The organism is Bradyrhizobium sp. CCBAU 11430, from assembly GCF_028128855.1.
GTDB lineage: Bacteria > Pseudomonadota > Alphaproteobacteria > Rhizobiales > Xanthobacteraceae > Bradyrhizobium > Bradyrhizobium ottawaense.
The window spans coordinates 218,880-232,066 of sequence record NZ_LBJV01000072.1 but is presented as its reverse complement, the minus strand read 5'-3'; the positions used below and the strand labels follow the sequence as shown (position 1 = coordinate 232,066).

Annotated in this window: 12 protein-coding genes; 9 read left to right on the top strand and 3 right to left on the bottom strand. The window is 64.7% G+C overall.

Going from position 1 to position 13,187, the window contains the following annotated elements; genetic code table 11:
• The first annotated feature begins 3 nt into the window (after positions 1-3).
• Positions 4-1,047: a zinc-binding dehydrogenase gene (locus tag XI04_RS34060; protein WP_038947359.1), complete on the top strand. Its 1,044-nt coding sequence runs from the start codon at positions 4-6 to the stop codon at positions 1,045-1,047.
• Here XI04_RS34060 and XI04_RS34055 read toward each other — a convergent pair.
• Complete coding sequence (locus XI04_RS34055; RefSeq protein ID WP_271610237.1) at positions 1,040-2,215, bottom strand: MFS transporter; 1,176 nt, start codon at positions 2,213-2,215, stop codon at positions 1,040-1,042. The genes XI04_RS34060 and XI04_RS34055 overlap by 8 nt on opposite strands.
• Before the next feature lie 201 nt (positions 2,216-2,416).
• Here XI04_RS34055 and XI04_RS34050 point away from each other — a divergent pair, with 201 nt between their 5' ends.
• From XI04_RS34050 to XI04_RS34025, 6 genes are all read left to right on the top strand, one after another.
• A complete protein-coding gene (locus XI04_RS34050; protein WP_271610227.1) occupies positions 2,417-3,073 on the top strand; it encodes a LysR family transcriptional regulator in 657 nt (218 codons plus the stop codon).
• A gap of 127 nt (positions 3,074-3,200) precedes the next feature.
• The gene (locus XI04_RS34045) at positions 3,201-5,357 is read left to right on the top strand and encodes an exopolysaccharide transport family protein (protein ID WP_271610226.1); all 2,157 of its coding nucleotides are present in this window, start codon (positions 3,201-3,203) and stop codon (positions 5,355-5,357) included.
• Between the two features lie 2 nt (positions 5,358-5,359).
• The gene (locus tag XI04_RS34040) at positions 5,360-6,499 is read left to right on the top strand and encodes a glycoside hydrolase family 5 protein (protein ID WP_028140812.1); all 1,140 of its coding nucleotides are present in this window, start codon (positions 5,360-5,362) and stop codon (positions 6,497-6,499) included.
• Positions 6,500-6,582: 83 nt separating this feature from the next.
• Positions 6,583-8,142 (top strand): hypothetical protein, encoded by a 1,560-nt coding sequence (locus XI04_RS34035; protein WP_271610225.1) that lies wholly within the window; start codon positions 6,583-6,585, stop codon positions 8,140-8,142.
• A gap of 102 nt (positions 8,143-8,244) precedes the next feature.
• Positions 8,245-8,463 carry a hypothetical protein gene (locus tag XI04_RS34030; protein ID WP_271610224.1) on the top strand — a complete coding sequence of 73 codons (219 nt, stop codon included), beginning with the start codon at positions 8,245-8,247 and terminating at the stop codon, positions 8,461-8,463.
• Between the two features lie 10 nt (positions 8,464-8,473).
• Positions 8,474-8,932: a hypothetical protein gene (locus tag XI04_RS34025; RefSeq protein WP_038972252.1), complete on the top strand. Its 459-nt coding sequence runs from the start codon at positions 8,474-8,476 to the stop codon at positions 8,930-8,932.
• 120 nt (positions 8,933-9,052) lie between these two features.
• Here the strand turns inward: XI04_RS34025 and XI04_RS34020 are convergent, their stop codons facing one another.
• A complete protein-coding gene (locus XI04_RS34020) occupies positions 9,053-10,075 on the bottom strand; it encodes an LLM class flavin-dependent oxidoreductase (protein ID WP_038972251.1) in 1,023 nt (340 codons plus the stop codon).
• Between the two features lie 159 nt (positions 10,076-10,234).
• Positions 10,235-10,699, bottom strand: coding sequence for a hypothetical protein (locus tag XI04_RS34015; RefSeq protein ID WP_028140807.1), 465 nt, complete (start codon positions 10,697-10,699; stop codon positions 10,235-10,237).
• A gap of 361 nt (positions 10,700-11,060) precedes the next feature.
• Between XI04_RS34015 and XI04_RS34010 the strand changes: the two genes are divergently transcribed.
• On the top strand, positions 11,061-11,480 hold the full coding sequence (locus XI04_RS34010; RefSeq protein ID WP_038947367.1) for a CopG family transcriptional regulator: 420 nt from the start codon (positions 11,061-11,063) through the stop codon (positions 11,478-11,480).
• 3 nt (positions 11,481-11,483) lie between these two features.
• Positions 11,484-12,674, top strand: coding sequence for an extracellular catalytic domain type 1 short-chain-length polyhydroxyalkanoate depolymerase (locus XI04_RS34005; protein WP_271610223.1), 1,191 nt, complete (start codon positions 11,484-11,486; stop codon positions 12,672-12,674).
• Positions 12,675-13,187: the final 513 nt, after the last annotated feature.

Below are 13,187 nucleotides of genomic sequence, written 5' to 3'. Positions count from 1 at the left end.
CTCATGGACATCAAGACTGCCAAGGCGGCCATTCTCGTCGAATCCGGCAAGCCGCTGATCGTCGACGAGTTCACCTTGCCCGACAGGCTCGAACACGGCCAGGTGCTCGCGCACGTGCACACGTCGAGCATCTGCGGCGCGCAGATCAACGAGATCGACGCCGTCAAAGGCGTCGACAAGTTCCTGCCGCATCTTTTGGGACACGAAGCGCTCGCCACGATCGTCGAAACCGGACCCGGCGTGGTCTCCTGCAAGCAGGGCGACACCGTCGTCATGCATTGGCGGCCCGGCAAGGGCATCCAGTCCAATACGCCGGCCTATTCCTGGCGCGGCAAGCGCCTCAATGCGGGCTGGGTCACCACCTTCAATGAATATGCCGTGGTTTCGGAGAACCGTGTCACGCCCGTTCCCGCCTCGATCGACCGCACCAGCGCGCCACTGCTCGGCTGCGCGGTGACGACCGCACTCGGCGTCGTCAACAACGACGCGCAGATCGCCATCGGCGAAGCCGTCGTCGTGTTCGGCGTCGGCGGTGTCGGGCTGAACATCGTGCAATTTGCCGCGATGGTCGGCGCCTATCCCGTCATCGCGATCGACCGCCTCGACAACAAGCTGGCGATGGCGAAGGATTTCGGCGCCACCCACACCATCAACTCCGAAGCGGTCAAGGATGTCGCTGCCGCGGTTCGCGCCATCACCGGTTCGGACGGGCCCGACAAGGTGGTAGAGACGACGGGCGTCAAGAATCTGATCGAGCTCGCCTACGAGATCACGGCCAAGAAAGGCCGTTGCATCCTGGTCGGCGTTCCCCGCGAGAAGGCCGAGATCTACACGCTGCCGTTACATTTCGAGAAGGTGCTGAAGGGCTCGGAAGGCGGGCAGTGCCAGCCGGCGCGCGATATCCCGCGTCTCGTTCGCCTGAGCGATGCCGGCAAGGTGAGCTACCGCGGGATCGTGACCCACGAGTTCGCGCTCGACGACGTCAACGACGCGCTGGATTTGATGCGCAGCGGCACATCGGGGCGGATCCTGCTGAACATCAGCTGAGCGCGGCGGCGACGACGCCGACAACATGCCGACGCTGGCGCTGCAGCAGCCAGGCTGCGATCGCCATGTTCACGATGTTCCAGGCGATGCCATTGACCAGCGCCGAAGCGTAGGAGCCGGTCCAGTCGTAGGTCGCCCCGGCCATCCAGGCCCCCAGCGCCATGCCGGCGAGCGTGACCGAGATGGCGAGGCTGACGCGGAAGCCGGCTTCCCGCGCCGGGAACAGCTCGCGGACGATCACCGCATAGCTCGGCACGATGCCGCCCTGCGCCAGGCCGAAAATGGCGGATACGACGTAGAGTGAGACCAGCCCGTTGAACGGCAGATAGAGCGCGAGTGCCATGGCCTGCATCGCCGAGCCCAGCAGCAAGGTCGGCAGGCCGCCGATGCGGTTCAACAGCCAGCCGAAAACAAAGCGGCTCGCCACGCTGAAGCCGAGCATGACCGCCAGCATTTCGGCACCGCGCGCAGAGCCGTAGCCGAGGTCGCCGCAATAGGCGACCAGATGGACCTGCGGCATCGCCATGGCGACGCAGCAGCAGATGCCGGCTAACGCCAGCAGGCCCTGGGTGACGGAAGGGGGCAGGCCGATGGTCTGCATCGTGCTGCCGCTGCCCGCGGCTTCGCGTGCGGCCATGCGGGCGAGGGGTCGCTGCAGCAAAATCAGAGACAGCGGCAGCATCGTCGCCAGGCAGAACAGGCCGATGCCGATATGGGTCTGCCGCCAGCCATACGCGGCGATGGCGTGCTGGACGATCGGTGGCCAGACCACGCCGGCCAGAGAGCTGCCGGCCATCGCCAGGGAAACGGCAAGGCCGCGGTGCTTGTCGAACCACAGCGAGACGTCGGCGACCAAAGGCGCGAAGCTGGCCGCGCCGCCGAGGCCGATCGTGAGACCTGAGATCAGCGCGAACACGAACAGGCTCGGTGCGAAGGCGGTGAGGACGTAGCCGAGGCTCATCAGGACCGTGCCGCCGGCCAGCGGCGGCAGGATGCCGAAGCGATCTGTCAGGCGGCCGATGACGATGCCGCCGATCATGAAGCCGATGATGGCGAGCGTGTAGGGCAGCGTTGCCTCGGCGCGGGGCGCGTTGAAATCGGCCTGCACCGCCGGCAATGCCACGACCAGCGACCACATGCCGACGCAGCCCAGGGTGCTGAGTGCCATGGAGACGGTGAGGCGAATCCAGGAATAGAAGTTTTCGATCGACGGCGTTTCGGGTGGCACTGCGACAGGTTTCCTCGGGCTGGGCTAGGATCGGCCCTGGGGTATCGCTCGCCGTCAGCGGCGACAAAGCAGGATTTCTCTTTTGTCGAGCGAGCGAAACTCATGCATCCTGCCGGCTTCCCGCATCGCCCGGAGCCGGCCATGACGTATCTGCTGCCGCCACTCAATGCCCTGCGCGCCTTCGAGGCCGCCGCCCGCCATCTCAGCTTCAAGCAGGCCGCTCACGAGCTGCACGTCACGGCCGGTGCCGTCAGCCAGCAAGTCCGCCTCTTGGAGGAGCGGCTGGGGGTGCAGCTGTTCGAGCGACGGACACGGCAGATCATTCTGACCGCTGCCGGCGAAACCTATCTGGCGCGGGTCCGGGAGGCGTTTCGCTGTCTTGCCGAGGCCACCGCCGAGCTCAAGCCCGAGGGCGTCACAAGCCTGCTGCATATCGGGCTCCACGCCAGTCTTGCGATCGATGCGTTGCGGGCGCGCCTGGCGCAGTTCCGCCGGGCCGAGCCCCAGCTCGCCATTCGCATCAGCCAACCGGCGGGGCTGCACGAGCTGCTCGAAGGCAAGGTCGACGTCGTGATTGCGGACAGGGTGCAGCGCTGTCCCGGCTACAGGTGCGAGCCCCTGCAGAGCGGCTTCCTGATCGGGCCGCTTGGCACTGCCGATTGTCCGGAGATCGAAACCTTGCGGTCCTGCCTGCTTGGCGATGTCGAGCGCGCGCGGCCGGCCACGCCGAGGGCGCCGCTGGCTGCCAGTGCGGCAGGCCCGGCACGCAGACCATCCAAGCCGTTCTTTTCCGCCTGAACGGGCCGGTTCGCAGGCATTTGCCATGACGGCTTCGCGCGCCGGCCGTAACCGCCGGTTAACCATGGATATTTACGGTGTCGAAAGCCTCTGAACTGTGACTGTCAGTTGATTTCGAGTCGAGCCCATGGCGTTCGGTAGCCGCGCAACTCCGCGAAGCATCGCCCCGACGGAGCCTGCGGCTTCGTGGGAAGCGCCGCGGGCTGCGCGGATGAAACCTGACGGCGCCGCGCCGGCGCTGATCAAGGGATCGCTGACCGTCACCGGTGTGCTGTCTTTCCTGCGCGAGAACGGCCGGCGCATTCTGACGCTGGCGGTGGCGCTGTTCGCCCTCGGCGTCGTCGTTCTGATGATTCTGCCGGTCCGGTACGCCGCGACCGCCCTGGTCGTGCTCGATCCCCGGGAGCTGCGCGTGACCTCGGATCAGGAGGTGCTGCCGGGCATCGGCCAGGACGCCGCGGCGCTTCAGAGCCAGATCGAGATCGCCAAATCGGACGGCTTTCTCCGCCCCCTGATCGAGCAGCTCAAGATCGCCGATGACGATGACATCGCGGGCGGTCATACCGACATGACGCGCCTGCTCGAGAAATTCCGTAACCGCCTCGAGATCACGCGGCGCGGGCTCACTTACGTCATTGCCATTTCCTTCACCTCGAACCGCTCCGAGCGGGCCGCTTACTACGCCAACGCCATCGCCGCGGCGTTCGTTGCCAGCCAGGGCCGCGTCCGCACCGAGGCCACGGACGAGGCGGCCGATTGGCTCAAGGACCGGCTGAAGACGCTGAACGAGCGGCTGCGCGCATCGGAAGACGCCGTCGCCGCCTTCAGGCTCGAGCACAAGATCCTCAATGCCGGCAAGGATTCAACCACGCAGCAATTGCGGGTGACCGATCTCAATCAGCAGGTCTCCGCCGCCCGTCTTCGCACCGAGGAAGCCAAGGCGCGCTACGAGCAGGTGCAACGCGATCTCAAGGCCAATGTCGAAGGTCCCGTGAAGCAGGACCTGCTGAGCATGCTGCGCGCGCAGCGCTCGACCCTAAATGACCAGATCGCGCAGAAGAAGGCGGTGTACGGCGAGCGCCATCCCGACCTCGCGATCTCCTACAGCCAGCTGGCCGATATCAACCGGCAGATCGAGGTCGAGCGGAAGAAGAACATCGACACCGCCAAGTCCGAATATGAGGCTCAGCTGGAGCAGCAGAACGCGCTGGAAAAGCAGCTCAAGGCGGTCGAGACGCAGATGCTGGTCGACGGCCAGGCGCTGGTGAAGCTGCAGGAGCTGCAGCGGGACGCCGATGCCAACAGGAACATTTACGAACAGTTCCTGTCGCGGTTCAAGACGACCAATGAGCAGCGTCAGCTGCAAAACTCCCAGACCAAGATCGCTTCGCCCGCCATTCCGCCGTTGCGCTCGACCCGTCCGCCGCTCGCTTTGCTGCTGGCGGCGCTGGGGATCGGCTCGCTGCTGACATCGACCGCCGCCACAGCGGCGATGACGAGCATGTCCGGCGGGCCTGGGCCTGCCGAGGCCGCCGTGCATGCGGGGGCGCAGGACACGCAAGTCCAGCAGCAAGCCCAAACTCAAGTCCAGCCTTCCGCCGCTGCCGCGCCCCGGCCCGAGGCGATGCCGCGCCTTCCCGTCTGGGCCCGCATTCCTGATCTGGCGTCCGGGACTGCGACCAACACCGTCTGGCAAAGTCCGATCGCCGCCTCGGTCGAGCTCGATCTCGGCGCCTATCTGCGGCCGCTGCTCGAGCGGATCGATCGCGTGCCGGTGCGCGGTTGCAAGGTCGCCCTCGTGCTGTCGGTCGGCAAGAGTGCTGGCGGCAACACCGTTGCGCGCTCGCTCAATCGCGCCGCCGTGAACCGCGGCATGATGAGCGTATTGATCCGGCTGCAGCCGGAATTCGCAGGTCACCAGCCGCCGGTGACCGAATGGAACGACGGCTCGACCACGGCGGGACTTCAGTCGATCGACGAGCTTCTCAGTGCCGGCCGAAAGGCAGACGCGAGGCCCGAGGACGATATTCGTTCGGAGTTCGATCTGATCATCGTCCATGCCGGCAATCTCGCCTTGCAGCCCGACGCCATCGCGCTGGCGGCGCATGCGGACCTGATCGTCCTCGTGGCGCGCGCCGGCGAGCTCGGTTCGGCGGCGATGCGCCGGGTGACCGCGGCGTTGTCGCGGTATGAGGCCGTGCCGACGGGTCTGGTCGTCAATCACGCGCCTGCGGGTTCGCAGGCGCCGCACCCCGAGGACGGCGCATTGGGTCTTGCGGTTTGACGATGACAGCGTCGCGCCGTCGTTGGCTGACTGCTGCGATGCTGCTGTCGATCTCATTCGGAGCGCCGGCCTTCGCCGACACTTGCGTGCCCGTGCCGCAGACGGTTGCGCCGGAGAGGCTCGCTGCACTGTCGCGCGGCTTCAATGCCGACGGCTGGATCAACGGTGAGGTGCCAAGCCGCGAATTGCTGCAGCAATTGCGCCGCGCTGGAATGACTCACGTCCGGTTGCCGGTGCCGGCAGAGCGCGTGATGCCTCGTTTCGCTGCAAAGGCCGAGCGCGACGAGACGCTGCGTGTGCTCGACAAGGCGCTGAAGCAGCTCACCGCACTCGGCTACGTTACGTCAGTCGATCTTCATCCCGGCGAGCGCTTCAATCGCCTGCACAAGGAGGATCCGGACGCGGCGCTGCGCGAGATGCAGGACGCCTGGAGCGGTCTTGCAGAGGTCATTCGCTCCTATCCGGCCGACCGCGTCTTCGCCGAGCTGCTCAACGAGCCCGATATCGACGCCGACACATGGCAAAGGCAGGTCGAGACGCTCGCCGGCTTCGTCCGCAAATTGCTTCCTGCCACGACCCTCGTCGTCGGCCCCGTCAACTGGCAGCGCGCGGATTCGCTGCCGCGGTTTCGTCCGCTGGACGATCCCGACATCGTCTATGCCATCCACTTCTATGATCCCATGGTGTTCACCCATCAGGCCCACTGGGATGCGAAGGATCCGCTGCACGACATCATCGATCTGCCTTATCCGATCAATGCCGGCGATCCCAAAGTGCAGGCGCTGCGCCAGGATCTGCAGGCGAGGGGCGCGACCCAGGCGCTCGGCATGCTCGACGTCGCAATCGCCGCCGCCAAGGACAAGCCGCAGGCCGATCGCTGGCTCGCACCGGCGCTCGCATGGCAGCAGCAATTCAAGCGACCGATCATCGTCAACGAGTTCGGCGTGCTGAAAGCCGGCGCGCCGAGACAAAGCCGGTTGCGCTGGCTGGCGGACGTCACCGCTTATGCCAGGGAGCATTGCTGGGGCTGGACGCATTGGGAGCTGGCGCAGGGCTTTGGCCTCGTCGATCGCAGCACCGGCAGGCCCGATCCCGACGTGATGCGGGCGCTGCTCGGCGCGCCCCGGCCCGGCCGGCGCTGACATCGCACCGGTTCGCTATCGTTAAGGAATCCTTTCACATCGCCCCGCTATCGTGCTCGACGCGCGCTGCCAAAGGACGATTGATGGGGGCCGGTGACTTAACCCAGGTTCAGACCGTGCCGGCCGAGCCATCGCCGCCGGCCTGGCGCGAGCTGGTTCCGACACTCTGTATCGCCGTGGCGGCGATCGGCTTTGCTCCGGTCCTGCATTTGGCCTATCCGGCCCTGGCCATCGTGGTCGAGGTCCTCATCGGTATCGCCATCGTGCTGGCGGTCCCGACCTACGCGCCGGCCATCGCCATCTTCGTCCTGTTCTTCCAGAACCTGTTCGTCTCGATCCTGTCGCCGCTGGTCCCGCTGCCGTCCGATCTCGACTTCATCAAGGGCTACAATTTCCTCGTTTGCTCCGTGATGTGGCTGGCGACGTTCGGCCTTTACGTGCTGGGCCAGAGGAATCAATCGGCTGAGGTGAACCAGATCATGCGCTGGGGTGTCGTCACCCTCGCCGTGGTGTCGCTGTATTTCGCGATCGGCTTCATCCAGGACGGACAGCCGGCTGCGGTCTATCTGCGCAATATCGTGCTGCCGCTGTTCCTGTTCCAGCTCTCGCTTCTGACGGCCGCGACCTATGAGGTGCGCATCACCCCGTTCCTGGTGACGCTCGCGGTCATCCTTCTGCTGTGCGGGTATGTCGAACTCGTCTTCCGCGATCTCTGGCTGGCCATCACCAACAGCTATACGTTCTGGGGTTTCGACGAGCTCAAGGCGACCCATTCGGGTGTCTGGGAAGCCCAGATGCGGGCCACCGGCAACGTGCCCGTCGACCTCAAGGACCGCTTCAGCTTCGATTTTCTGAACACGCCCTTGCTCGAAGGGTTCGGCCTGTCGAAGATGCTGCGCATCAACGGTCCGAACATGCACCCGATCAGCTTTGCTTACGGCGTCGGCTTTCTCGCCCTGTTCCTGTTCTCGGTGGGACGGCCGCTGCTGGCCCTCGCAGCACTGCCGCTGCTGATCTTTTGCAGCGTGAAGGGCGCACTCATCGTGGTGATCTTCGTGGTCGCGGCCTGGATCGCGACCCGTCTGATCGGCGCCGTGGTGACGTTGTTGCTCGGCTTCCTCGGCATGGCCGCCTTCGCGGTTCTGGCGATCCGCCTCGGGCTGCAGATCGGCGACTATCACGTCATTGGACTGATGGGTGGTTTGGACGGATTCGTGCAGAAACCTTTCGGCCGGGGCCTCGGCATTGGTGGCAATTTGTCGGAGAGCTACTTTTCCATCGACTGGAGTGCCGCACAGGCCGCCGGGACGATCGACGGCGCGGTCGAGAGCGCGATCGGCGTGCTCCTGTACCAGATGGGCTTTGGCGCCTTCGTGCTGCTGGCCTTCTATTTCGCGATGGCGCTTAGGGCATGGCGCCTCTACGCCTCATCGGGCTATCTGACGCAGGGTCTCGCCGGCTTCGGCGTCATGGTCGTGCTGCTCAACGGATTGTTCCAGGAAGAGGCCTTGTTCGCGCCACTCGCGCTCGGGCTCATGCTCTCGCTCACCGGCCTCGTCATCGGCAGCCATGTGAGAATGCAGGCCGTCGCCCGCGAGGGTGCGGCAGTCGAGCAGCTCACCGGCTACCAGTCCGTGGCGTAGCTCAGCGTCAGGCGCGCGCACCTGAACGCTCTGACGCAGGAACTTCCACTTTTTCCCGGCGTTGGTCTCGCGGGTCGCAGCACAAACGGCCGGCTCCGCACGATGAAGAACTTCTCCAACGCTGAATTTTCACCCGAGGTGATCGCGATCATGACGGGCGCCCTGGAAGCCGCGGTTGCGAGCCTGCCGGAGCCCGTGCAAGCTTCGCACGTCAACATGCTCGCCGAATCCATCCTGCGCACGGCCGCCTCGGGCGAGCGCAACGTCGCCAACCTGCAAAGGATCGCCTTGATGGAGCTGCAACTGGTGCCGCGCGAGTGATGAGGTGGACATGAAGACGACATTCGCAGCTGTCGCAGCGCTCCTTGCCACGCTGTCTGCCGCCCAGGCAGAGAGCTGGACGGCCTACCGCATCGCCGAGTCCGGAACATCGGTGGACATTCCCGTTTCGCTCTTCACGGAGTTGGCAGGCAAGCCCGACGGCTTCGGCCAGCAATTTCGCACCTCCGACGGCAGAGCTGATCTCACCGTACAGGCCGTTTCCAACAGCCAGGGTCTTTCGCCGGCTGCATTCCTGGCCACGAAGAGTCCGCCGTCCGGCATCATCTACAAGCGTGTCGCCCCGAATTTCTTCGTCGTCTCCAGCATCAAGCGCGACAAGATCTGGTACGACCGCTGCAACTTTTCGCGCGGCTATGTGCACTGCGTGCTGATCAATTATCCCGCGGCCGAAAAGCGGCAATGGGACCGCGTTGTCACGCGGATCAGCCACAGCCTCAGCGGCGGTTGAACTCATCTGGAAAAGAGCTGCCCGAAACGAGCTCGTGCCCAAGTCACGAGGCGCCAGCTTGACGCGCTCTGATCGGCCCGGCTCTTGTGAATCGTCCTGATGGTTAGACTGCCGCCCGACTCACCGCCACCCCAGCGCCGGTGCGACATGTTTCAGGATCGCCTCGATCGCATGCGCGCAGTAATCGACCCCTAACTGGTTCGGGATCGTCAACAGCAGCGTGTCTGCCTCCGCGATCGCCTCGTCCTGGCGCAGCTGCTCGATCAGCGCATCGGGCTCGGCAGCATAACTCCGGCCGAAGATCGCCCGGGTCTGCGGGTCGATGAAGCCGATCTGGTCCTCGCCTTCGCCGCCCCGGCCAAAATAGGCACGATCGCGATCGTCCATCAGCGCAAAGATGCTGCGGCTGACGGAGACGCGGGGCTCACGGGTGTGGCCGGCCTCCTTCCACGCCGCGCGATAGGCGCGAATCTGCGCGGCCTGCTGCACGTGAAAGGCCTCGCCGGTCTCGTCGTTCTTCAGCGTCGAGCTCTGCAGATTCATGCCGAGCTTCGCCGCCCACACCGCGGTGGCGTTGGAGCCGGCGCCCCACCAGATCCGCTCGCGCAGGCCTTGCGCATGCGGCTCGATCCGCAAGAGCCCCGGCGGGTTGGGAAACATCGGCTGCGGATTGGGCTCGGCAAAGCCTTCACCACGGAGCAGGTCGAGAAAGACTTCCGCGTGGCGCCGGCCCATGTCGGCATCGCTCTGGCCGTCAGCGGGCCGATAGCCGAAGTAGCGCCATCCGTCGATCACCTGCTCGGGCGAGCCGCGGCTGATGCCGAGCTGCAGCCGGCCGCCGGCGATGAGATCGGCGCTGCCTGCGTCCTCCACCATGTAGAGCGGGTTCTCATAGCGCATGTCGATCACGGCCGTGCCGATCTCGATCCTGCTCGTCCTGGCGCCGACCGCCGCGAGCAGCGGAAAGGGCGAGGCGAGCTGGCGCGCGAAATGATGCACCCGGAAATAGGCGCCGTCCGCGCCCAGTTGCTCGGCCGCGACCGCAAGCTCGATCGATTGCAGCAGGGTGTCTGCGGCCGAGCGGGTCTGCGATTGCGACGAGGGGGTCCAGTGTCCGAAGGAGAGAAAGCCGATTTTCTTCATGAGGGCTAGGTATGCATGACCGGAAGAATTTGCGAGACGTTGGCCCGAGGGAAAAATGGCGGCGAGGCGTGTGGCCGTAAGTGCTGGGAGGAAGCAGGCCCGGGTTCGCACCACGACGTCAGGTCGTTCGACTTTGATCTGACGTGCCCGGAAGCGGCCTCAGATTTCGCAACCGGTCAAATTCAATGCCTTGAGTAGGCCACCGAACGCCTTCAGTCGACAGGGCTCGGTCTCGCTGGCGGCCTTTGCACGCTGAGCATTGGCAGCTCGCTTGGCAACAATTGCCTTTGGCTTCGGCTTGGGACGTTCGGCGGTCGCGATCGTCTTCGCATCGCGCCGATGACGGACGATCGGTTTCGGCGCGGTCGAATCGACTTGGATGTCTTGCGGAGCAACGGGGTTCTCGACCGGAGCAATTTGTGTCGGCATCGCGCTGCTCACAGCGGCAACCTCGAGGCGATCGGCCTTCGGCAACGTGTCAGGTGACGCAGAGACGGTTGCGCTCTGCTCGGCAAGGGGCGGGGCGATCGCGACGGCGCGACGCGGTGGAGCGCTCAGCTCCATTGCGGACAGCACCCCTGCACTCAACAGGATGAGGAGGCCCAACAACGCCATTTTCAGCATAAAGCGCCTCTAACCCGGGGTTAGTGCCGCTGAAAATTCTCCGCTGCAATAAGGCAACTTGTCGGCGATTGCCGACCTACGGCGAATCATTTGCCGACAGGGTTAACGTCGGTGCTGCTTCTGCAGACCGTACGTCGTCGTCGGAAAATGGTGTGTTCGCGGCCGCGACCTAAGCACAAAGAGAGCCAAAGAGAGCCATCGTCATGTCTCCTGCTTGAGGGAAGCCGGACGCCGCCTGACCAAATAGGCGGGCGCTGCTTGTGACCCAAAGCGGTCCTTCGCCGCGCCCTTGAAAGGCGCCCGGGAGCATCTAGATAACATCCATAGACCATCCATATGGATGGTAATAATGGATGTACCCATGGCCGATAATGTGCGCGAGCTGCGACCCAAGGCCCCCGACACCGAGAAGATCACGATCAACCTTGGCTATGTCGACCTCGGTCATGTCGATCTCATGGTGCAGGAAGGGTTCTATTCGAACCGGACCGATTTTATCCGGACAGCAATCCGGAACCAGCTCGAGCGCCACGTAGAGGTCGTCAGACGATCCACGGCCCGGAAGAACCTGGACCTCGGGCTGCGCAACTACACTCGCGAGGATCTCGAAGCGGCGCGGCGCGCCGGCGAAATGCTGCAGATCAATGTTTTGGGCTTAGCCACCATCGCCCAGGACGTCACTCCCGAGTTGGCTCGCGCCACAATCGCGTCGGTCTCGGTGCTGGGGGCCCTTCACGCCACTCCCGCGGTCAAGGCCGCTCTCGCCGACAGAACGAGGTGAACGATGCTGAATCAAGTCATAATCCGCGAAGCAACCCGCCTCACGCGTGCCGGCCAACTGGTCGAGGCCACCGCGCTCCTGCAGCGCATGCTCCGCGGCGGTAGCGCTCCAAAACCAGAGCATCGCAACGCCGCTCAGGCTCGGCTCCCGGGGCTCGATCCGCTTACCATCGACGCTACGGCCGACGTCGTCGAGGAGCGGGAAGCTCCGCAGATCTCGCCGGCCCGCTCTGATCAGCGACGCAGGCGCTCCTCACCGCTCGACGGCATGCGGGATTTTTCCGGGCTCGGCCTGCGAAGTCCGATCGCACGCGCTCCTCTGTCCCCGTCGGACATGGTGCCCGAGGGCACACGGTTTATCGCCGGTACCTTCAATAACGCCGCGGGAAGCCGGACCTACAAGCTGTTCATCCCAAGCCGCTGTGAGGGACGACGGCTTCCGCTGATCGTCATGCTTCATGGATGCACCCAGTCGCCCGACGATTTCGCGGCCGGCACCCGGATGAACTTCCTGGCGGAAGAGCAGAATTGCTTCGTGGTCTATCCTGAGCAACCGAACGGAGCCAACCCATCGAAGTGCTGGAACTGGTTTCGCACGGGCGACCAGCGCCGCGGCGGGGGCGAGCCCTCGATGATCGCCGGCATTACCCGCCAGATCATGCGCGACCATGCGATCGATCCGAAGCGCGTATATGTCGCGGGTCTGTCGGCCGGCGGGGCCGCCGCCGCCATCATGGGCGCAACGTATAGCGACCTGTACGCGGCGGTCGGTATTCATTCAGGCCTCGCGTGCGGAGCCGCGAGCGATCTTCCCTCCGCGTTCGTCGCCATGCGGCAGGGAGGCGGCTCCAAGGCAATTGCGGACGGCAAAACTTCTGTGCCGACCATCGTTTTCCATGGCGATCGCGACACCACGGTGCATCCAAAGAATGGCGATCAGATAATCGAGCAGTCCACCAGGGCAACGAGGCCGACGACGAAGGTACTTCGCGGACGCGTACCCCACGGCCATGCCTATACTCGCACCGTCCTGATCGACGGGGCCGGTCGGGCGATCTCCGAACACTGGAACATCGATGGCGCTGGACACGCGTGGTCAGGCGGCAGTCCCGCCGGGACCTACACTGATCCGCAGGGGCCGGATGCGACGAGGGAAATGCTGCGCTTCTTCCTCGAGCATTCGCTCGGTGGGTAATCTGGCTTCACCGCCCGATCCGAAGCTACCGGCACCGACAACGTCCTCCGGACGATAGGGCTGCTGCAACATCAGGGGGTACCGGGCGGGGCGCGACGGGCGAGAAATCGGTCTCAAAGATCACCGGGAGTTTGGGATCATCCTCCCGGCAACGTTCGGCGATCTGCCATCCGTCAATGCCCCATTTAGCTTGAGGTCCGTGATGAGACGTCGGCGACTCGCCGCGCGCACCATGCCCTCGCCGTCAGTCACACGGATGACGTCGTGCCCTTCCTCTCGCCTTCACCACGAACTGCTAGTGACCAGAGCATTCAAATTGCTCCAGCGATGCGGTCTATCAAGGGCCGATGCTGACCTCCGAAGGCTCGCTTCGAGGAAGTCTCGCGATCAAGGCATGACTGCTTGCGTAGTTGCCGCAACTTAAAGCGGTCTTTGGAGAGCACAACGAGCGAAGAGCTCATTGTTCTCAGGCCAACGCCCGTCGAACATAGGTCTGGAAGATCGCCAGCTAGA